Below are 20,781 nucleotides of genomic sequence, written 5' to 3'. Positions count from 1 at the left end.
ATTTCCCAAATTATTAATGATTTGCCACCAGGAGTAAATGGTTTACATCATCTGTATTACTGTTCATTAAACCCTTAATTGTAGAGAGAAACTCATGCTCTAAATAAGGCTTGGTCAAGTAAGCCTTTGCACCCAATTCGTGGGCAAGCTGACGATGTTTTTCAGCGCTGCGAGAAGTGAGAATTACTACAGGTATTTTTGCTAAATTGGGGTATTGACGAAAATTGCTCAACAACTCAAAACCATTCATTCGTGGCATCTCTAAATCGGAGACGACAACTTGTATTTCTGGATGTAAGTGCAACTTTTCTAGAGCTTCAATACCATTTTGAGCTTGTATTACTTGATAGCCAGATTTTTGGAGAGTCAGAGAGAGAGTTTGCCTCAGACTAATTGCGTCATCTACTACTAAAATAACTTTTGGTAATTTATTATCTGGCTCTTGAGAATAACTGGGTTGGGTTTCTATATTTGCTGTGGAAGTAGAAGCATTTGTTGATTTATTATCTGGCTCTTGAGAATAACTGGGTTGGGTTTCTATATTTGCTATGGAAGTAGAAGCAGTTTTTGTTGATTTATTATCTGGTTCTTCCAAATAAATAGGTTGGGTTTCTATAGTTGTTGTGGAAGTAGATGCAGCAAGTAATGGTGTAGATAAAAAAGTATGTCCTGATATCGGCAAGGCTTTTTTATTTGACGAAGAAGCTATTGGTAGCGCCCTGATATCAAGTGTTGTTTGTTGGATCTCGCCAGATTTTACCAGCAATGAAGCATCAATGACTAAGATGAGATTACCATTGGCTAAACTACTACAACCATAAATATATTTAGGTGATGCGATCGCATTTCCTAAAGGTCTAATTACTAGTTCTTGTTCACCAATTATTTGGTCAACTTCTAAAGCAACCATTCCCTGATTTCGTCGGAGCAAAAGCACCGGATTTTTCGTTATGCTTGGCTCGTGAGTATTTGATGTGTTGTATGCAGTAGCACTATTAAAGAATGAACCATTATAACCAATCAACTTTGAAAGTTGACGTAGGCTGACCATAGTATCATTATCGTCTGTGTTCCAATGCAAGACTTTTTTGCCTTCAATTTCTTTAATCTGTTGTTCAGAGGGAATCAATATTTTTTCGATACTATCCAAAAGAAGGGCATAAACAACACCTTTGGCTTGAACTAGCATTAATTTTTCTGTAGTCATAGAAAAAGGGATTTTGAGTATGAATATTGTTCCTTGGTTGGGTAAGGATTCAACTGAAATTGAGCCATTGAGCGCCTGCATCTGAGTACGCACAATATCTAAACCCATACCGCGTCCAGAAATTTCGCTTACTTTATTAGCGGTGGAAAATCCAGGCGAAAATATCAAATCTAAGAGTTCAGGTTCAGCCAGATTAGAAGCTCTGCTTGTAGTTTTTTCTTCAGTTTGTATGGGATGGAATTCAACAGCTTTTCTGCGAATTCTGTCTAAATTCAATCCCTGGCCATCATCCCGAACTTCGATAACAGTTTGGCTACCCTGATGATAGGCGCAGATTTCGATTAAACCTTGTTCTGGTTTACCAAGCTCTCGGCGAACTTGCGGAGTTTCAATCCCGTGGTCAAAAGCATTACGCACTAAGTGTAATAAGGGATCGTAGAGCTTTTCTGCGATCGCTTTATCCACTAGCACCGCAGTACCAGTAAGTTTCAATTCTACAAGTTTGGCATAAACATTCCCTAACTTATTTACCATGTGAGGGAAGCGATTCAAGATATTGCCCAAAGGCGACATCCGTGCTTCTACTAAGCTATCTATAATATTAAGAGTTAAATTCTCTTGTTTGTCACTAATTTGAGCAGCTTGCATCACGAGTAAGTCAAGAGACTCTGTGGTTTCTTGTAGTTGCAGTGTCTCTTCTATTGCTTCATGCAATGTCATATGGAATTCTGTATATACATCCATTTCTAAAGAGTCAAAATTAACTGCAAAATCTTGCGTTTGTTGTGAAGTAATGTTTTGTATTTGTAATGGTAAATCACGTAATTCATTTAAACTTGTTTGGTGTCTAGTGAGTTGCTGTACTAATTGCTCAATTATTTCTTTGACTTGTTCATCTTGCAAACTACGCCGTTTTTGGTAAATCAGTAATTCTCCTGCTAGATAATTGAGGTGTTGCAGTCTCTCTGTATCTACCCGAATAAATGAAGGTTGGCGCAAATTTTTAGTTTGAACATACTGTGATTTATCTTCTATTTCTTGGTTTATTTGTGTAGCTAAATCAGGCATGACTTCAATAGCTGTTTCAGAAACTACCGGCTCACTGACAGTTAATGAATCAAGGTTTTCTGGAGAATCATCACTCTGGATCGTCACGACTTCAGCAGTAAGGTTTTGGCTAGCTTCTTCTCCCCATATTGCTTCTAGGAAGTTATCAGTTGCTTCAGGAGATACGGATTTAGATATTTCTTTAAAAACTAATAATGTTTGTAACTTAGGACTATCAAGCCAATTTTTCTCTTTGCCAGTAACAGGAGGATAATTTTTATATTTTTGTGCTAATGTATGAATTTGCTTTTCTAATATTTTAATTACTAAGAGGTAGCTGTCAGATGCGTTAATAGAATATTCAAATTTTGCAACTGCAAATAGAATAATTAAGATGATCCCACGTCGATAAATACAAAGACTTTGACTATCGTCTTCATCTTGAACAAAATCAATAAACTTTTTCAGCCAGTTTTCGATATAATTAAGTAGACTTATTCTTTCTAATGTGGGAACTAGTAAAGTCAAGCTGAGTTCTGGCTCTGGTACTTCCATCTGATGATTAAACCAGCCAAAAATGTAGCGAATTACTTTTAAATAAAACTTGGCAGTTGTTGCGTTGACGGCTTGGTTTTTATTGTTATCCGATGTAGTGATAAACTGGTAAAATTGTTTTTCATTGATGAGAAATTGGTCAGTAGATGAATCATTTTCCGATTCTCCAGATAACTGGTTATTTGCCACTATCGTGAGTTTTCGCAAAGCGGGAGAAGTTTTTCCACCAGATGTGCGATCGCCTGCTAATACTAATTGTTGTGCTTGTTGCAAATCTGCAAGGGCAATTTCTGCAATTTGCTGCACCTGGGTAGGATTTGCTTGTAGTGCTGACAGAATTGTTTGGGCAATTTCTCCCAATCCAGGTAAATTTAGAGATTCTGCCAAGCCGAAAAACACTTCAGCTTGGGACTGTAAGAACTCGATAAAGTCGTCACTATTTGGTGGATTGTTAACAGCGTCAGCAATACTGTTTAGACGTTGTTCTACTCCCACTTCAAAAACAGACTGCACAATATCAAATCCCAATTCTTCAGAACTAGGAATATGAGACTCAGCACCAAAGGCATCACCCAGTTTTTCTTGCAACTGTGCAAACACTGAAGTTGCTCGATGGAGCAGTTCGTCATCATTAATAGTACTGCCTATTAGCTCAGTATTTAATGCTATGCTCAGACATTCATAACCTTGTAATAAAAGTGTTTGTAACTCGACATCAATTACCACTTTTGGATTATATAGAGCCTTAAATACATCTTCTAAAAAATGGGCTATCATCTTAATTACTTCTAGCCCAACATTAGCGGCTCCACCTTTAAGTGTATGAGTAGCCCGCATTAAGTTGTGAACTTTGGCAATGCTATAACCTTCCGATAAGCTAAATAGTTCTTGTTCAATAATTTGGAGTAATTCTGGAGCTTCCGCCAGAAAGTAGATGTATCCTTGTTCGCGAATTTCGTTATCGGTGATCATAAGTTAGGAGTGGGGAATGGGGAGTGGGGAGTGGGGAGTGGGGAGCGGGGAGTGGGGAGTGGGGAATGGGGAATGGGGAGTGGGGAAGATTGAAATTCACATTAGATGTAAATTGAGAGTTGAAAACCTTTCAGTTTCCTTGATGATTCCAAAATGATGGTTTTGTCCAAGCCTGGAAACCCTTATGGAAAAATAGGATTTTTTAATGTCACATCAGGCGTAATTCCCTACTCCCTACTCCCTACTCCCTACTCCCCTTATTCTCTAAAGAACGAATCAAAGCACGCAGTAGTCTTCCTACAGATTCACATTGCCTCAAAATTGGAGTGACTAGTTGAGTATCTGTAAGTCCAACTTTGGCTCTAGCTGATAGTAACAAGTGAGTTTCTAGCTCTTTAAGAGAGCCTTGCGCTATTCGGAGAAATCTTATGTATTCCGGGCGATACTCTCGTGCATAGCCTTCAGCTATATTTGCTGGAACTGATGCAGCTGCCCGACGAATCTGTGAAGTCATTCCGTAAAGTTCCTCTTTCGGAAATGCAATCGTTAGCTGATAGCAAGCTTCAGCTAAATTCATGCCTTCTTGCCAAACTTTTAAATCTTGATAAGATCGAATTTCAGAAGCTGTCATTTCCCACTCCCCACTCCCCACTCCCTATTCCCTACTTAGTTCACTTTAAACTTACCAGCAGTTGTTAATAACTCTTGCGCCATCCCTGATAAATCTTGGAACACAGTAGCAATTTCTTGAGATTCAGCAAAAGTTTTATTGGCAATTTCTGCTACATCTTGCATTGATTTAGTTACTGTCACAGATTGCGTCATTTGTTTTTGAGTTGCTGCGGTAATTCGCTCGATTAGCTGACTAATTTCGGCAGTTGCAGAAACGATCGCATTTAAGTTTTGGCGAGTGTCATTGACAAGATTTGTGCCTTCTACCACCTGTTGAATGCCAGTTTCCATCGCTACTGCAACTTCTCCGGTTTCTGCTTGAATCTCCTGGACTAATTTTTCAATTTCGATGCTGGCTGCTGCTGACTGGCGAGATAAAGAACGGACTTCATCAGCTACAACTGCAAAGCCTTTGCCATATTCACCTGCACGAGTGGCTTCAATCGCTGCATTCAAAGCCAGTACGTTTGTCTGTGTGGCAAAATTACCAATCAAATTCACCACTTTGGAGATTTTTTGTGAGGATTCGCTGAGACGTTTAATCTTTTTGCTAGTTTGAGCAACAGTTTCACGAATTCCTTGGATTGCTTTGACAGTCAGGTTCATGGCGGTATCGCCAGACTCTACAGTTTGATTGGCTTGTTGCACTGCTAGTTGCACTAACTCTGCATTTGCCACTACAGCTTGAGTAGAGTCCACCATCTGTTGAATTTCGCCTAAAGCTGCGGTAATTTCCTCAGACTGTTGTTGCGCCAGATTAGTCAATCCCGCTAGTGAAGCGTCACTATTGCTAGAAGTTTGGGCAACTTGTTGAGCAGCCCCCTGTACCTGAATAACGATTTGCCGCAGTGCTTGCAGGGTATTATTGTAAGCATCGGCGATCGTGCCTAGCTCGTCTTCTGTAATTGGTGCGCGTACCGTTAAGTCGCCATTGAGAGCGGGTCTAAGGGCTATTAGGAGTTGAATAGACCGTTGTTGTAATAATTCCTTGGCTGCCTTTTCCCGTGCTGCTGCGTCTGCTAATTTTGCTGACTGCGCTTGTACTTGTTGCAAATATTCCGTCTGTTGTAATGTCAGCCCTAACTGACTGCCAATGCGTGCTAACAAACTGACTTGCGATTCGTCCCAATCACGAGTTCCCGAATTTTGATAAGCTGCCAGCAAACCCCACAATTGTTCCCCAGCAAATACAGGAACAACTACATAAGCTTTGACTTCAAACTGTTCTAATATCTCAATATGGCAGGGTAAATGACCCATCTGATAGATGTCATTTACAACAAAGTTTTCACCTTGGGCATATCGACCTCCCTGAGTTTCTTGTAAGTGGGTATCTTCCCAGACAGTTCTGACATCGGGGCCTACTAGTCTTACCCAACCATGAGCTACTGACTCAGACACAAATTCGCCACTCCAGTCAGGATTAAAGCGATAGACAGAGACGCGATCGCATCGCAATAATTGTCGCACTTCTTGAGTGGTTATCTTGAAAATATCTTCTACATTCAAAGATTGTCGGATGCGGTTGCTGATCTTTGTGACAGCTTTCTCTTGTTCCGCTAACTGAGCTAGTTTCTCAGATTTTACCCGAACTAATTCCAAATAGTCTATCTGTGATTTAGCTAGGCTAAATTGTAAGCTAGTCTGAACCAAAAAGTTAAGTTCCCAGCTTTGCCATTCACGGGTGCTAGAATTTTGATACGCTGCCAACAAGCCCCACAATTTTTCCCCGAAGAATATAGGAACAATTATGTAAGCTTTGGCTTCAAACTGCTCTAAAATCTCAATGTGGCAGGGAGCAAGCCCTGCTTTATAGATGTCATTAACGATAAAGTTTTCACCTTTGACATACCTACCTCCCTGAGTTTCTTGCAAATAGGTATCGTCTAAAAAGGTTCTAAGATCAGGGCCTACCAGTTTTGTCCAATTATTACCCACAGACTCAGAGACAAATTCACCACCCCAGTCAGGGTTAAAGCGATAGACTGCGACGCGATCGCATCGGAGTGATTGACGCACTTCATGAGTGGTTGTTCTGAAGACACTATCTACATCTACAGATTGGCGGATGCGGTTGACTATCTTAGTGAAAGCTTTCTCTTGATCTGCTAACTGAGCTAGTTGTGTATTTCTAATTCGCACTTGTTCAAGATATTCTGCCTGTGATACAGCTACACCAAATTGAGAGCCAATTTGAATCAAAAAGCTGACTTCCCAAGGTTGCCAATCACGAGATACAAAGTTTTGATAAATTGCTAATAATCCCCACAATTTTTCCCCAGAAAATACAGGTACAATCACATAGGCTCTAATTTCCAACTGCTCTAGCATCTCAACATGGCAGGGAGAATGACCTACCTCATGGATGTCATTAGCGATAAAGCTTTCACCTTGGACATATCGACCACCTTTATTTTCTTGTATGTAGGTATCTGCCCAGACGGTTTTAATATCAGGGCCTACCAGTTTGATAGAATTACTAACCACTGACTCAGCGACAAATTCACCACTCCAGTCGGGATTGAAGCGAAAAACTACAACGCGATCGCATTTTAGTAATTGCCGTACTTCTTGAGTGGTTATTTTGAAGACGCTATCTACATCTAAGGTTTGTCGGATGCGATCGACTATCTTCGTTAAAGCTTTCTCTTGTTCAAGTATCTGAGCTAGTTGATCAGATTTCCTCTGCACTTCCTCGATATATTCTCTTTGTGATATGGCCACACCAAATTGCAAGCCAATCTGAGTTAAAAAGCTTTCTTCCCAAGATTGCCAATCACGCGGCCCAGAATTTTGATAAGCTCCCAGCAAGCCCCATAATTTCTCTCCACTGAATATCGGCGCAATGATGTAAGCCTTCATTTCAAACTGCTCTAAAATATCAATGTGACATTGAGCATGACCCATTTGATAAATGTCCTTGACCACAAAGGTTTCACCCTTGGCATAACGTCCTCCTTGAGTCTCTTGTAAGTGGCTATCTTCCCAGACCATTTTAAAATCAGGGCCAACCATTTTTATCCAACCATTACCCACTGTCTCTGCGATAAACTCGCCACTCCAGTCAGGTTTGAAGCGATAAACACCTACGCGATCGCATTTTAGTAATTGACGTACTTCTTGAGTAGTTGTTTGGAAAATCTTATCAATATTTGATACGTGGAGAATTTTATCGATGACTTTAGCTACTGATTTTTTTGCCTGTGTTTGATTTTGTAGTTCTTTGTGAAATTCAAAGCTCTGTAATTTGTAGGTGAATTCTGTTGTAATTTGAGATAGTAGACTAATTTCTACCTCTTGCCACTGCCGCGTTGTCTGGCAATTATTTACTGCTAGTAAACCCCATACTTTACCTTCTACTACAATCGGTAAACTCAAACTAGCTTTAATTTGAAATTTATCTAGCAGTTGCTTTTGATAAGGGGTAAGTTGAATCTGATTGATATCGTCAATAACTACAGGTTCTATATAGTCTTTATTGCTATATAAGCCAAAAATAATTACGGGAATATTTTCGCCTAAAGTCGGTGTCCAACCTAGTGTTCTAGATTCTGCTAAAACATTACCTGATTCTAGGGAAGTAAACTGATAAATCAAAGCGCGATCGCAGCCAATCTTTTCTCTAATTTGCGCTACAGTGATTTTGAGTAATCCATCAAGGTCTGACGCTTGGCGCATATGAGTTGCGATGTCTTGCAACTGTCGCCGCCAAGTTTTAAATTCCTCAGCGATCGCATTTAATAAAGATATTTCATTACTAGCAATATTCGCTATATTCGCGTCACCATTAATATTTTCTAATTCCGAGATTATATTCTCATTTTCTTGGCTATTTTTATACAAAAACGTCATTTGATTTCCCTCAAAATTTGTAGTTGGTAAGAATTTGATATTTGGCAGGCAAGAATGAACTGGTATGTGGCCATTAAGGATTAGTAATTTTCAAAATACTATGCCTAATCACCCATTACTAAAGCTTCAATTATGAACCCCCCACATGGGAGCTTGGATAATCGTTATCGCATCCAAATTAAAAATCATCTCCTCGGAATCATTAATAAAGTATCCCTGTAAAAAAGGTGATATTTTAGGATAAAATAATTCAGTAATTGCGGGTTTCATTTGCTTAGTATCCAGCCATTCAATATCGATAAGCTGTCGCACCAATAGTCCCAAATACTTACCCTTGTTTTCCAGAACAATCCCCATCATTATTGAAAGTAAATTTGAGCCTTGCGAAATTGGAGGATAACCTAACATTGCCTCTAAATCGACCAACCAAAGCATCTCACCGCGCCAGTTATAAATACCCAAGACGCTACTCGGCATCTCAGGAACGCCACATATTTCTGGTAATGATACTTGCAAAACTTCTGTGATGTGTTGTAACGAAATTACGGCTGTATCCCTTATTCCTAAATTAAAACTTAAAAACTTTTCCTTGGTTTCCAAAGTTATTAATCCTTTCTACTTGATAATTTATCTTTAGCCACTATTTGAGTTATTTTTTAATTTAAAAGTAGTGACTTTGATTGACTGTTTATTTATTGCATTCTTACTTATTGAATCAATCGGTTCAAAATTAATAGTAATTCCTCACGTTCAATCGGTTTTGAGAGATAACCATCAGCGCCCAACATATTACCCCAAATTTTATCTACATCAGTATTTTTGGTAGAGCAAAAAACCACAGGTATTTTACTAGTGTTGGGATTGCTTTTCAATTCTCGGCAAATTTCAAAGCCACTTTTTCCTGGTAAAATTACGTCGAGTAATATTAGGTCTGGCTTCTTTTTATCTATTTTGTCTTGAGCTTCTTCACTGCTTGTGGCGCTAATCACAGAATAACCTGCCTGTTGTAAGTAACGGCTGATTATTTCCATATCGGTTAAGCCATCTTCAACAACTAAAACAGTATTCATGGCAATTACTCGTTAAACCTTTCTCAGAATGTAAACAAATTAGACATACAAATCCTAAATGATTCCTCAACAAAGACATGCAAGGGACTAGCCCCTAACCCCTTTGCCCTAACCACTATTTCACAACTCAAACAGGACTGCTATAAAATACAAAAATTTGTATTTGTCTAATATTGATTCAAATTTTACGTATCAACCTCAGCAAAAATACGTACTAAACATAACTTAATATAGGAATTGTAAATTGTTTTTGAAAAAATCTAAGTAGTCTTGTAGGGTTTGTTAGACAAGAGTACGGCACTATTCCAGGCTTTTAGTGCCATACTCTCGTCTAACACCTTACACTTTATATTTTGTTTATAAATAAGTAAGTAGACATGAATAATTAGAGGTTTATAGTAAGGACTAAGACCTTGACTACAAGCTAATTTAATTAGTTTTATATTGCGTAACCTAGTTTGATTTACTCTTCCCCACTTACTTAGCCTCTAATTCCCCCTAATTCCAAACCTCTAAATTAGATTTATTTTTGTCGATGGATACACTCGATGTAGCTAAATATTTACGTATTATAGCCATCACCTTATCAGCGACTACGGGTTTAGTGAGAAAATCTGTAGAACCGACAACCTTGGCACGAACTCTATCTAAAAAACCATCATTGCCTGTTAATATAATGATTGGTGTGTTGCTAAAGGCAGATATTCGTCGCAACTGAGTGCAAATTTCGTAACCACTGGCAACTGGCATAATCAAATCCAAGAAAATCAGGTCTGGTTTATCTTGAATGAGGGTTGGTAGAGCTTGTACAGCATCTTGAATCTTGACAAACCTTAATCCATTGGAAGTGATAATATCCTCTAGCATTTTACATACCTGAGGGCTATCATCGACGCAAGCCACTAGTGGAGCAGTCCGCTTCTTTAATTGTGTGATGGTAGAGTTATTGTTGACTTCAGTAACTCCTAAGGGCAAGTCAGGTACTTCCACCAATTCGATGATTCCTTTAAGGATATAGGGAACCAATGAACGCGTGAGTGGCAGTACACTCTGCTTCATTTTCACGGCTAAATCTCGCAGAGTGAATTTGCCGTTGATGAAATTGGCAAAGTTTTTGTAGACAGATGGACTTACCATCTGCTGGAGTATTTCTGGTCGCCGCAGAAATGGTGCTAAGTCAGGAGAAAAATTTGCTAAACCAGCTTCTGACCAAATTTTCCACGAGTCTTGCATATGCTTTACAGACATTTCTGCGCTCGTGAAACTCATTGGTGCTTCTAAGATAACTTCTTGACTGCGACTGCAACTTATAGAAGCAAAATTTCCTTGCATAGCTACGTCAAATAATAGTTCTGCTATCGTGTTATCGACAATAGAGTTAATCTGTTCGCGTTGGATTTTCTGTTTTTTATAAAATATTTCTAAAAGGCGATAATCCCAGTAATCGATTGATAGGTCTTGCAAAGACAACTGCAACTTATCAACATCAATCTGGGGACAATTTTGAGCTAAATGTCTACGCCAGCGTCGGAAGGGATGAGTTCCCCCCGTTGCCCAAACTATACGTCCCAGCCGATAGTAAAAAGTCCATTGGCTCCCCTTTGAACTCTTAATATTTAATTTGCCATTATATTGCAGCTGAGTACAACTTTGAAATTGATTTACTAGATTATTTGAAATAACTTCCCCGTGGGACATAGTTTCTTCCTTTTATTAAAAGCCAGTGCATGAAAAACCCACGCTAGCTATATAGTGGTTAGCAGACATATCAATCAGTGCAAATACATTTGGTACATAGCAGCCTAAATCAAGATTATTAAAAGCAAGGGACATGGGAAGGATATAAAAAATCTTGCTAGTAAATAAGTCATCTACTACAGGCTTTATTATTGGCAAGACTTTACTTTTCTGCTAATATTTCATCACTCCAGTAGGTTGCTATAGTCCACATGATGATTAATTCAGTATTAACATATTATTTTAATAACTTTTATCCTGAATTATATCCGTATAAGTCCTGAAGTTTTGTTTAAAAAATAATTAGCAGTCTCCAGATATTTTTGCTTTAGTTATTCAGATTGGCAATAAATCATAAAAATATTGATATAAATTTACATTTCTTAATTTATATCAGTTTTAGTTAACTTTTCTAGGGAATATTATCCTGAAAAAAAAGGCGTGCTACTAAGATAAGTAGCAGCCATTTTTTTAAACCTGGAGTAGTGTGAGTATTTTGCCCGCTACCACCAGCATCTTAGCAAGATGCTCCGACTACTTTTAAAAACGATGGTTCTCAAAATAGATGTGGTTTATTTAGGAAAATTTCTTTAAGGTTGGTTGTGGTTTTGATAGCTAATAACAGCTGCTCTGAGATTACTTTGGTGTTCTGAAAGAAGCCGATCGCCCTCGTCTTTTTCTAAACCAGTCCAGTGCATTAATAGCGCTAGCTTAACCCACTTGCCACTACGTTCTAGTAAAAAACCAGCAGCTTCCCGACTTAAACCTGTGAGGTCTTGCAAAATTCGCAAAGCGCGATCGCGTAACTTTTGATTTGTTACCGCCACATCCACCATGCGATTGCCATAAACTTTGCCTAGCTTCACCATCACCCCAGTAGAAAGCATATTTAAAGCTAACTTCGTAGCTGTACCAGCTTTCAGGCGAGTTGAGCCGGCGATTATTTCTGGCCCTGTCAATAGCCGAATATCAATATCGGCATCAAAGCTAACTTGTTCAGCTGGAACACAAGCGATAAAAATAGTAGTGGCTCCTCGTTGACGTGCAGCATGAAGTGCACCGTGGACAAATGGCGTTGTCCCACCAGCCGTAATCCCAACTACTACATCTAGTTGGGTAATGTGTCGCCCAGCGATCGCAGCCTCACCATCTTCAATGCTGTCTTCTAAATCCTCAGAACTGCGTACCAGCGCACCCGCACCACCAGCAATAATCCCCTGTACCAACTCTGGGGGTGTACAAAAAGTAGGTGGACACTCAGCAGCATCTAACACCCCTAAACGACCACTTGTGCCCGCACCGATATAAAATAGCCGTCCTCCGTGGCGCAAACGCTCTGCGGTACGCTCAATTGCTTGTGCCAACTGAATTTTCGCCGCCGCAACCGCCGCAACTGCCTTTTGGTCTTCGTTATTAAACAGTTCCACCAATTCCAGAGAACTGAGCTGGTCTAAGTTAAAACTGTTAGGATTTACCAACTCCGTTAAAAGATGCCCGCGTTCCTGCAAATTTGTCATTTGTCCTCTGTCATTTGTCCTAGTCTTTTGTCCTACCCTACGGTCAGCCGCCCAAAGGGCGTCTATGTCATTAGTCAAGCGACCAATGGCTAATGACCAATGACCCTTCGGGTGACGCTCGTACCTTGCTACCGCTACGCTAGCACCAGTTGCTCATGGGGAGCCACTGCGGGGACAGGGGTCTCCCCAAGTGAAGCAAGTAGCGTGGAAACCCCCAACTCCAAAAGACGCTCCTTGGCGTTGGCGTTAGCCACGCGCCTGAGGGAGAAGACCCCACTGGCTTACCAATGACTAATGACAAATTACAACAATCCTTCCAATTTGCGACGAATCTTCTCTAGTTCAGAATCAGACAATCCTGGTTCTTCTACTGGCTGTTGATTGAGAGGGAAGGTGTCTTCAATAGTATCCTCTTTCCGGGCATCTGCTTGCCAGTCAGTTTCTTCGACGTTAAGTTCTGGGGGAGTGACAACTAAATTGCTGTTTTCCGGGATGATTTCCCATTCATATCCAGCGCTTTGGCAAAATTCCTTGATTTCCTCAGCATCGATCGGTTCTGGTGTAGGTGAGGGGAAGTCTTGAGCTTCCAACATTAGGGCAAAGCGCGTGGCGTCGTCTTCTGACTCGAACATCAGAATTTTATTGCGATCGCCCTCTCGAATCGTGTGAATCCCCTCATTTTCCGTTCGAGCATTGAACATTAACACAAAAACACGCATTGGTGTAATCATCTGTCTTTTTTAAGGTCTATTTACATTAAAGTTCTAGATTGTGCCTCAGGCAAAGTCACAGGAACAATTTTCACTCTATTCAGATTTTCCTGAAAACGCCAAGAACCGGATTTGGAATTATGAACTAAATATCTGGTTTGTAGTTGATATGTAGTCCCACAGTAGTAATTAACGATTTCTGTTAGGAGTGATTTTCTTTGACTTTTCCTGTTCACCAACTTCGATGGCAAATCCGGTTAATGTTCTCCCAGTACCCGCAGCAGTGAGAATTTGGTCATCAGGATATCGTGACTGAATTTTCTGTGTTGCTGTTAAATTAATCCCTTCGAGGTGCAAATTAATTGGTGTTAACGCCAGCCATGTCTTTTCGTAACTGATGAAAGTTACACCCAAGCGAGTTTCAATCAAGGCTGATTTAGGTAAGAAAAATTGAAACGGTGCTAGTGGTTTATTATTGAGCCAGATTACCAAATTACGATACTGGGCAACGTTGTCACCACCAATGGATGAAGTGGATATTGAAGTCGAGTCTGTTCCGGTAGCTGCATAACTTATATTTTGACTTCCTTAAAACCTAAAATAGTTTTGCTTTCACGCTTGGTTTCGGCGGTACAGTTTATCAATCAGAAAACATTAAGATAAATGTAGGCTCATTTTGGGGTAGATCATAAACCCAGATTTACTTAATTATTAAAACAGCCTCTACTGACTTAGAAGACGAAACTTCATGAAGTTAATCTCAAGTAAATGGTAATCAAAGAGTTTAAATAAAAAAATAAAAATAAAGCCGAGCATTAAGGATACATTTAGTTTGTTGCAGAAATATTGAAATGTATAAGGTCGTCTGGTTATCTTGAAGAGTCTTCATGAAGATAGCGGCGATCGCCTAAGAAAGGTGTACAACATTGGCGACTACAAATGCTTGCGGTCAGCCGTTTATCGCTTTTATACAGCTAGCTAATTTTGGTGAGTTTTAATACTCAGCAAACCAAGTAACGGTGTGTTAGCTGATTTTGGGTGTAAGCCAAGCGTGAAGAAGATGGAACAACAGTTTACTGGTGGTTCGTTCTGCTTTGTAAGGTCTGGGAGAATTGGCAATCAGTCAGCTTGGAAGGTGGAAAAAATTCCAAGCTGTTGAATCAAAGGCATATCTTCTTCAATGTCGCCTAAGCCATATAGCAGTCTGCTTTGATTTTTGTTCGCGCAGCGTGGCGTAGCCATAATTATTTGCGTAGACAGGGAGTGGGGAGTAGGGAGTAAGGAAGAAGCCTTTTCAGGGTGTACTGATTTTTTTCAAAAATCAAATACGAGTCCTAATATAATCCGGCTAAGAAGCGATCGCTAATAGTAAATTATGTTTGGCGATCGCTCGAAGCAAATTCCGTAACTCAACCAATGAGTCTTGGATTTAGTTGGCGTATCCTGGAAATGGCATAGTGAATCAATCTGCCAGTTAATGCTTGTGTGTGCCAGCGATATCCGGCAATTAATACAGTGAAAGCAAATGACTAACCCTTCCAATCAAGATCATCACTCCCTTTCCCCTATTCGCAAGCGTCTGTGGTTGCTGGTGTTGAGTCGGGGTAGCATTGCCTTGGGCGGACTTTTACTGTTAGCAATTGTCGTCGGTATTTGGCGGTTGTGGACTTTTGTGCAAACAGAGTTAACACCCTTAGCACAAGAAAGTCTCACGACTACACTCAACCGTCCGGTAAAACTGGGAAGAGTCACACAATTTTCGTTGACGGGAGTGCAGTTTGGGGCTTCAGCTATCCCAGCGACACCCACAGATCCAGATCGGGCGGCAATCGAATCTGTGGAGGTGGGTTTTGACCTATTACAACTAATCTTTAACCGCCACCTAAAGCTAGATGTCACCTTAGTTAACCCAGATATTTACATTGAACAGGATGACCAAGGGCGCTGGGTTTCCACTAAAATAGCGCCGTCTGGTCAAGGTAGCGCAATTAAAACCGATCTGGACAACCTGCGGTTTCGCAATGCCAAGCTGGCGTTGATGCCGCAGAAGAGAGCAGGGGGAGTAACATCCCCCTCATCTCCTGTAACCTTTTCTCAACTGAATGGTTCTGCCCAACTTTTCGCAAATAACCAGTTCATCAGGTTTGATGTGGGGGGTCAAGCAGATAGTGGTGGCAGTATTTCCATTCAGGGAGAGACACGTTCTAGGGTGCTAGCAGGGAACTTCCAGGTGCGATCGCAAGATTTTCTGGCTGCGGATATTACGCGATTGATTAAGTTACCAGTGAATTTACAGGCGGGTCGAGCCAATGGTGACTTGTTAGTTAAGTTAACACCCGGACAACGGACTTTATTGTTTGGCAACGCTACTGTGCAAGGCGTAACAGTTCAAGTACCTAAAGTGCCGCAACTGTTGAGCAATACCCAAGGAAACCTCCACTTCCAGGGAACGGAGTTGCAGTTAAATGATGTTACCACCAACTACGGCAAAATTCCCTTAGTGGCGACGGGAATCATCGACTCTAAAGCAGGCTTTAAGTTGGCAGGGCGTGTAAATGCGGTGAGTTTAGCTAATGCCCAGGAGACTCTCAAGGTAAAATTACCTGTGCCGATCGCTGGACAAGTACAAGCTTCTTTGCAGATTACCGGATCAACAAAAGAGCCAATTCTCTCAGGTACAGTTGCCACAATCCAAACTGCCCGGATTGACAAAGTTGATTTTAATAACATCACTAGTAAATTTGAGCTTGCTACTAGTTCCTCTTTAATTACCCTAAAAGATATTCAAGGGTTCGCCAAAGTTGGTGGTGAAATCATCGGCGCTGGTACAATTCAACTTGGCAAAAGTCCGCGACTGGATTTAAATTTCGCTGCCAAAAATGTTCCAGGGGATGCGATCGCCAAAGTTTACGAAACAACACCCAATTTTCAAATCGGCAATGTCTCAGCGACAGCCCAACTAACTGGCGCTCCTACCAATGCCCAAACTGTGGTACAATTCCAAGCTCCTAACGGAACTTACCCCGGAACTGGTGAAGTTGCGATCGCTCCAAATCGCAATGTATCTTTCCGCAATGTGGCTCTGAATGTAAGCGGTGGTACAGTACGGGCAACTGGTAGTTATGCCAATCAGCGTTGGCAAGCTGTGGCTGTTGCCTCTGGGGTGAAATTGGAACCCTTTGTAAACAAAAGTCAACTGCAAAATGTCTCTTTGGCTGGAGTAGATTTCAATGGTCGTCTCATCCTCTCAGGTAGCACAGCACCATTTAAAATTGCCACGATTCGCAGTGATGGTGGAGGAGTTCAAATTGGTGGCGGCACAGTTGCAGTTTCTAATATCCAACTGCAAGACCAAAGCTTCTCTGCTGAACTCGTAGCTAATAATGTGCGGTTGGGACAAATATTAAAACAGTCTCCTCCAGCTTTAAATAATCCATTGGCGGGCACGTTCCAAATAGCAGGTAACAGAGAGAATTTCAGCCTGAAAACCCTCCGTGGCAGTGGTGAGGGTCGCCTTGCTATTGGCGGCGGTGCGATCGCAGCCTCTAATATTCAAATTGCTAATGGTCTATATCAGGCACAAGTTCAGGCTAAGAATGTTCCTGTACAGCAGTTGGCAACAGTACCAAAGCAGTTCCAAGGAACGTTAAATGGTCAGTTCAACGTCGCGGGTTCTGTTGATCCTTTTAAACCACAAACTGTTCAAGCCAACGGTCAGGCACTAATTAATGTTGGGGGTGGAACGATCGCAGCCTCTAATATCCAAGTGGCTAATCGTCTATATCAGGCGCAAGTTCAAGCAAATAATGTCCCGTTGCAGCAGTTGGTAGCAGTACCACCGCAGTTACGAGGGAGGTTAACTGGTCAAGTGAACGTGGCGGGTTCTGTTGATTCTTTTAAACCGCAAACTATTCAAGCCAGTGGTCAGGGACGGCTGAATGTTGCAGGTGGAACGATCGCAGCCTCTAATATCCAGTTGTCCAATGGTCGCTATCAAGCTGTAGTTAATGCTTCTGGTGTGGAATTAAATCAGCTAAATCAGCAATTGCGCGGTGAATTTGGCGGTCAGTTGCAATTAGTTGGCACCTTTGGATCATCCAAATTAGCTGATGTGCGTGCTGCTGGACAGGTGCAATTATCCCAAGGTATTCCTGGTCTTGAACAACCCCTGACGGCGGCGATCGCTTGGAGTGGTGAAAGGCTTACCATTGAGCGAGCAACTGCTCCCGGTTTAAATGTTACTGGTAACATATTAGCCAATGCAACAAAGGCGGGTATACCGGAAATTACTGCCTTAAATCTCAACGTCCAAGCCCAGAATTACAACCTCAAACAGTTACCGATCAATCTTCCTAATCAGGTTGCTGTGGCGGGGAGAGTAGATTTTAATGGTCAAATAACTGGTAAGCTGCCTTTGCCAAATGTGGTAGGGCAAATTAATTTACGAGACTTGGTTGTTCAAAATATTGCTTTTGAGCCGTTGTTAACTGGAAACATCGATTCAGTGCAGGGACGCGGTTTAAATTTGAACTTGGCAGGAAATCGCGATCGCCTTACCTTTAATTTAGATGGCAATAATCGCCCTAAATCCTTCTTAGTACAATGGCAGCAAGCATTAGCCACAGGTAATATTGAAGGGAATGATTGGACACTCAAAGTTGCAAATTTCCCCTTACAAATATTGAATTTGACTCCACCACCAATTACTCGTTTGGGTACTGGTAAGATAGCTGGGTTGTTAACTGGAGATTTGCTGTTTAATCAGCAGACATTGGCAGCAACAGGAAATTTAGCGATCGCCAACCCGCAAATTGGCCGAGTTAAAGGCGATCGTTTAGCTGCTCAATTCCGCTACGGTAATGGTAAAGGCACAATCGCCAGTAGTGAATTTGTCAAAGGCAACAGTAGCTACGCCCTTGTCGGTACTTTTGATCAAACTCCTAAAGGCCCTCAGCTACAAGGGAAACTGAACGTCAACCAGGGTAAGATCGAAGATGTTCTAGCTGTAGCACAGGTATTTGATTTAGAAAATTTGCCAGGTGGTTCAGCAGAAATTTACGGCACAGCAGCGGATCTGACCACCAGCCCCCAAGGGTCGCTAAATCAGCCCTTATTTAGCCAAATCCAACGGTTTTCTGAAATTGAAGCTTTGGTAGCAGAACAGCAACAACAGCGACTTAATTCCACTCCCATACCAGATTTGGCAGACTTAAAGGGGACTTTCAACGGGGAAGTGGCTGTAAATACAGCTACAGCCAATGGATTGTCAGTGGAATTTAATTTGAATGGACAAAACTTTACCTGGGGTAAAAAGGAGGAACGAAACCGTTTTTATACTGCCGACAACGTGATTGCCGAAGGCAACTTTGAGAACGGTGTTTTAAATTTGCGACCTTTACGAATCCAGTCTCAAAACAGGCTGATTGCCTTCACAGGTAACGTTGGCGGTGATGAACAATCTGGTCAGCTGCGGGTGAATAATTTTCCGGTACAAATACTGAATAATTTTGTCAAACTGCCAGTTGGAATCACAGGTAATCTTAACGGTACAGCAGCTTTAGCAGGCAGCATTGCTAATCCCCAAGCTATAGGCGAATTGCAAATCACAGAAGGAATACTAAATCAGAGCAAAATAGAGTCAGCGAGGGCAAGTTTCAGCTATGCCAATGGACGCTTAAACTTTGGTAGTACTGTAGCAGTTGCCGGGCCAAAACCTGTTGATATTACTGGCAGCATACCTTATAAATTGCCTTTTGCTTCCGTGGCACCCGACAGTGAGCAAATAACTCTGGATATGAAGTTGGAAAACGAGGGATTGGCACTGTTAAACGCATTCACTAATCAAGTCGTATTTGAGGAAGGTAAAGGAGAAGTAGACCTGAAGGTACGCGGAACACTCAAAAAACCCGAAGTAAATGGAATTGCTACTATTAATAATGCTACTTTTTCAGCCCAGGCTTTGCCACGTAAGGTGAGAGGTGTCACAGGTAGAGTGCTGTTTAATTTTGACAGCATCTTAGTAGAAAATCTTCAGGGTAGATTTAGCCGTGGTCAGGTAGAAGCTGCTGGAGAAATTCCCATTTTCAACAATCAGAACGTGATTATCAACAATCCCCTGACTGTTAATCTTGAACCGCTGGCGTTGAATCTCAAGGGACTTTACCAAGGAGGCGCTAGCGGCAAATTGCAGATTACTGGTTCTGCCCTTAACCCGATGATTGGCGGTAAAGTGAATTTATTTGATGGTCAGGTATTGCTGGCAGAATCTACCGGCAACGCTTCATCTGGAAATAGTAGTATTGGCGTATCACCCACGAAAGCCAATAAGCAGAGTAAACCTGAAATTGGGAATGGCATAGGAAATGCGATCGCCAAATTTAATAATCTAGATTTGGAACTAGGCAAAAACGTCCAAATTACCCGTCCCCCTATTCTCAGTTTCCGCGCAACTGGTAATCTCATAGTTAACGGCTCAATCAATCAGCCCATACCCGATGGTACTATCGAGTTAGAACAAGGTGGGGTGAATTTATTTACTACCCAATTTAACCTTGCTCGTGGCTATAAACATACTGCAACTTTTAGTCCCTCTCGACCCCGCGACCCCGACTTAGATATTCGGCTATTTGCCAAGGTACTAGACGTAACTCAAAATAATGACTTCAGCCGGGTAAATTCCACAGGTTTATCAGCCTTAGAGAGTGTTCGAGTCGAAGCCACTATCAAGGGTCTGGCCAGCAAACTAAATGAAAATCTAGAACTAACAAGCAGTCCGTCACGTAGTCAAACCGAAATTGTTGCTCTTTTAGGAGGTGGGTTTGTAGACACCCAAGGACGTGGTGACAGTACTTTGGGACTGATTAACATCGCAGGTTCGGCTGTGTTCAACAATTTTCAGTCAGCTTTTAATCAGATTGGGAGTACCTTTGGCTTAAGTGAATTGCGGATATTTCCTACCGTTATTTCTGATAATCCTGAAGCAGGAAGGAGCACTTCCACTTTAGAATTAGCTGCGGAGGCTGGGGTTGATATTTCTTCCAAAATATCCGTTTCCAGTATCAAAATTTTGACAACAAATGATCCCTTCCAATGGGGTCTTAATTACCGGATAAACAACGAATTTCGTGTGCGTGCTTCCACTAATTTATCTGATGATAATCGTGCAGTAGTAGAGTATCAAACGCGGTTTTAAAGAAATCTCTTCAATTTTAAATTACGAATTACTGTCTTCGTAGCACGCAGGAGTCCGCATACTCCTGCAAAGAAGTAAGCTAGCAAGAGCGAAGATACTGGCATTGAATTTGATAATCAGTATCTGTTTAGCTTACCGTTTTTTGTGGTTCAATTACCTGAAAATTGCTGTAAATGCTCAGTTTTGGCGATCGCAACTCCAACACATCTATATAATAAAATAGTCACTATGAGCGATAACTATATTTTGA

The 20,781-nt window shown here is 41.2% G+C and carries 12 protein-coding genes; 2 read left to right on the top strand and 10 right to left on the bottom strand.

The features are described 5' to 3' along the window. Positions 1-13: 13 nt before the first annotated feature. The 7 genes from HWQ23_RS06200 to murQ form a co-directional block, all read right to left on the bottom strand. Complete coding sequence (locus HWQ23_RS06200) at positions 14-3,781, bottom strand: hybrid sensor histidine kinase/response regulator (protein WP_292825057.1); 3,768 nt, start codon at positions 3,779-3,781, stop codon at positions 14-16. A 241-nt stretch (positions 3,782-4,022) separates the two neighbouring features. Next, the gene (locus HWQ23_RS06195; protein ID WP_292825054.1) at positions 4,023-4,412 is read right to left on the bottom strand and encodes a four helix bundle protein; all 390 of its coding nucleotides are present in this window, start codon (positions 4,410-4,412) and stop codon (positions 4,023-4,025) included. A 35-nt stretch (positions 4,413-4,447) separates the two neighbouring features. Next, a complete protein-coding gene (locus HWQ23_RS06190) occupies positions 4,448-8,305 on the bottom strand; it encodes a GAF domain-containing protein (protein WP_292825051.1) in 3,858 nt (1,285 codons plus the stop codon). Between the two features lie 126 nt (positions 8,306-8,431). Continuing rightward, complete coding sequence (locus HWQ23_RS06185; RefSeq protein ID WP_292825048.1) at positions 8,432-8,905, bottom strand: chemotaxis protein CheW; 474 nt, start codon at positions 8,903-8,905, stop codon at positions 8,432-8,434. A gap of 107 nt (positions 8,906-9,012) precedes the next feature. Then, a complete protein-coding gene (locus tag HWQ23_RS06180) occupies positions 9,013-9,375 on the bottom strand; it encodes a response regulator transcription factor (protein ID WP_292825045.1) in 363 nt (120 codons plus the stop codon). A 498-nt stretch (positions 9,376-9,873) separates the two neighbouring features. Beyond that, positions 9,874-11,073, bottom strand: a complete 1,200-nt coding sequence (locus tag HWQ23_RS06175; RefSeq protein ID WP_292825042.1) for a response regulator — start codon at positions 11,071-11,073, stop codon at positions 9,874-9,876. A 629-nt stretch (positions 11,074-11,702) separates the two neighbouring features. Then, complete coding sequence (murQ, locus tag HWQ23_RS06170) at positions 11,703-12,629, bottom strand: N-acetylmuramic acid 6-phosphate etherase (RefSeq protein WP_292825039.1); 927 nt, start codon at positions 12,627-12,629, stop codon at positions 11,703-11,705. A 99-nt stretch (positions 12,630-12,728) separates the two neighbouring features. Here murQ and HWQ23_RS06165 point away from each other — a divergent pair, with 99 nt between their 5' ends. After that, positions 12,729-12,920, top strand: a complete 192-nt coding sequence (locus HWQ23_RS06165) for a hypothetical protein (RefSeq protein ID WP_292825036.1) — start codon at positions 12,729-12,731, stop codon at positions 12,918-12,920. An 11-nt stretch (positions 12,921-12,931) separates the two neighbouring features. Here the strand turns inward: HWQ23_RS06165 and HWQ23_RS06160 are convergent, their stop codons facing one another. From HWQ23_RS06160 to HWQ23_RS06150, 3 genes are all read right to left on the bottom strand, one after another. Then, the gene (locus HWQ23_RS06160; protein WP_292825033.1) at positions 12,932-13,360 is read right to left on the bottom strand and encodes a DUF3110 domain-containing protein; all 429 of its coding nucleotides are present in this window, start codon (positions 13,358-13,360) and stop codon (positions 12,932-12,934) included. Positions 13,361-13,528: 168 nt separating this feature from the next. Then, the gene (locus tag HWQ23_RS06155; RefSeq protein ID WP_292825030.1) at positions 13,529-13,831 is read right to left on the bottom strand and encodes a hypothetical protein; all 303 of its coding nucleotides are present in this window, start codon (positions 13,829-13,831) and stop codon (positions 13,529-13,531) included. Between the two features lie 627 nt (positions 13,832-14,458). Further along, complete coding sequence (locus HWQ23_RS06150; RefSeq protein ID WP_292825027.1) at positions 14,459-14,581, bottom strand: hypothetical protein; 123 nt, start codon at positions 14,579-14,581, stop codon at positions 14,459-14,461. A 283-nt stretch (positions 14,582-14,864) separates the two neighbouring features. Here HWQ23_RS06150 and HWQ23_RS06145 point away from each other — a divergent pair, with 283 nt between their 5' ends. Next, a complete protein-coding gene (locus HWQ23_RS06145; protein ID WP_292825024.1) occupies positions 14,865-20,531 on the top strand; it encodes a translocation/assembly module TamB domain-containing protein in 5,667 nt (1,888 codons plus the stop codon). The last annotated feature ends 250 nt before the right edge of the window (positions 20,532-20,781 follow it).

The organism is Nostoc sp. JL33, from assembly GCF_017114985.1.
In the GTDB taxonomy this organism is placed as follows: Bacteria; Cyanobacteriota; Cyanobacteriia; order Cyanobacteriales; family Nostocaceae; genus Nostoc.
This window is presented reverse-complemented; position numbering and strand designations above follow the sequence as displayed.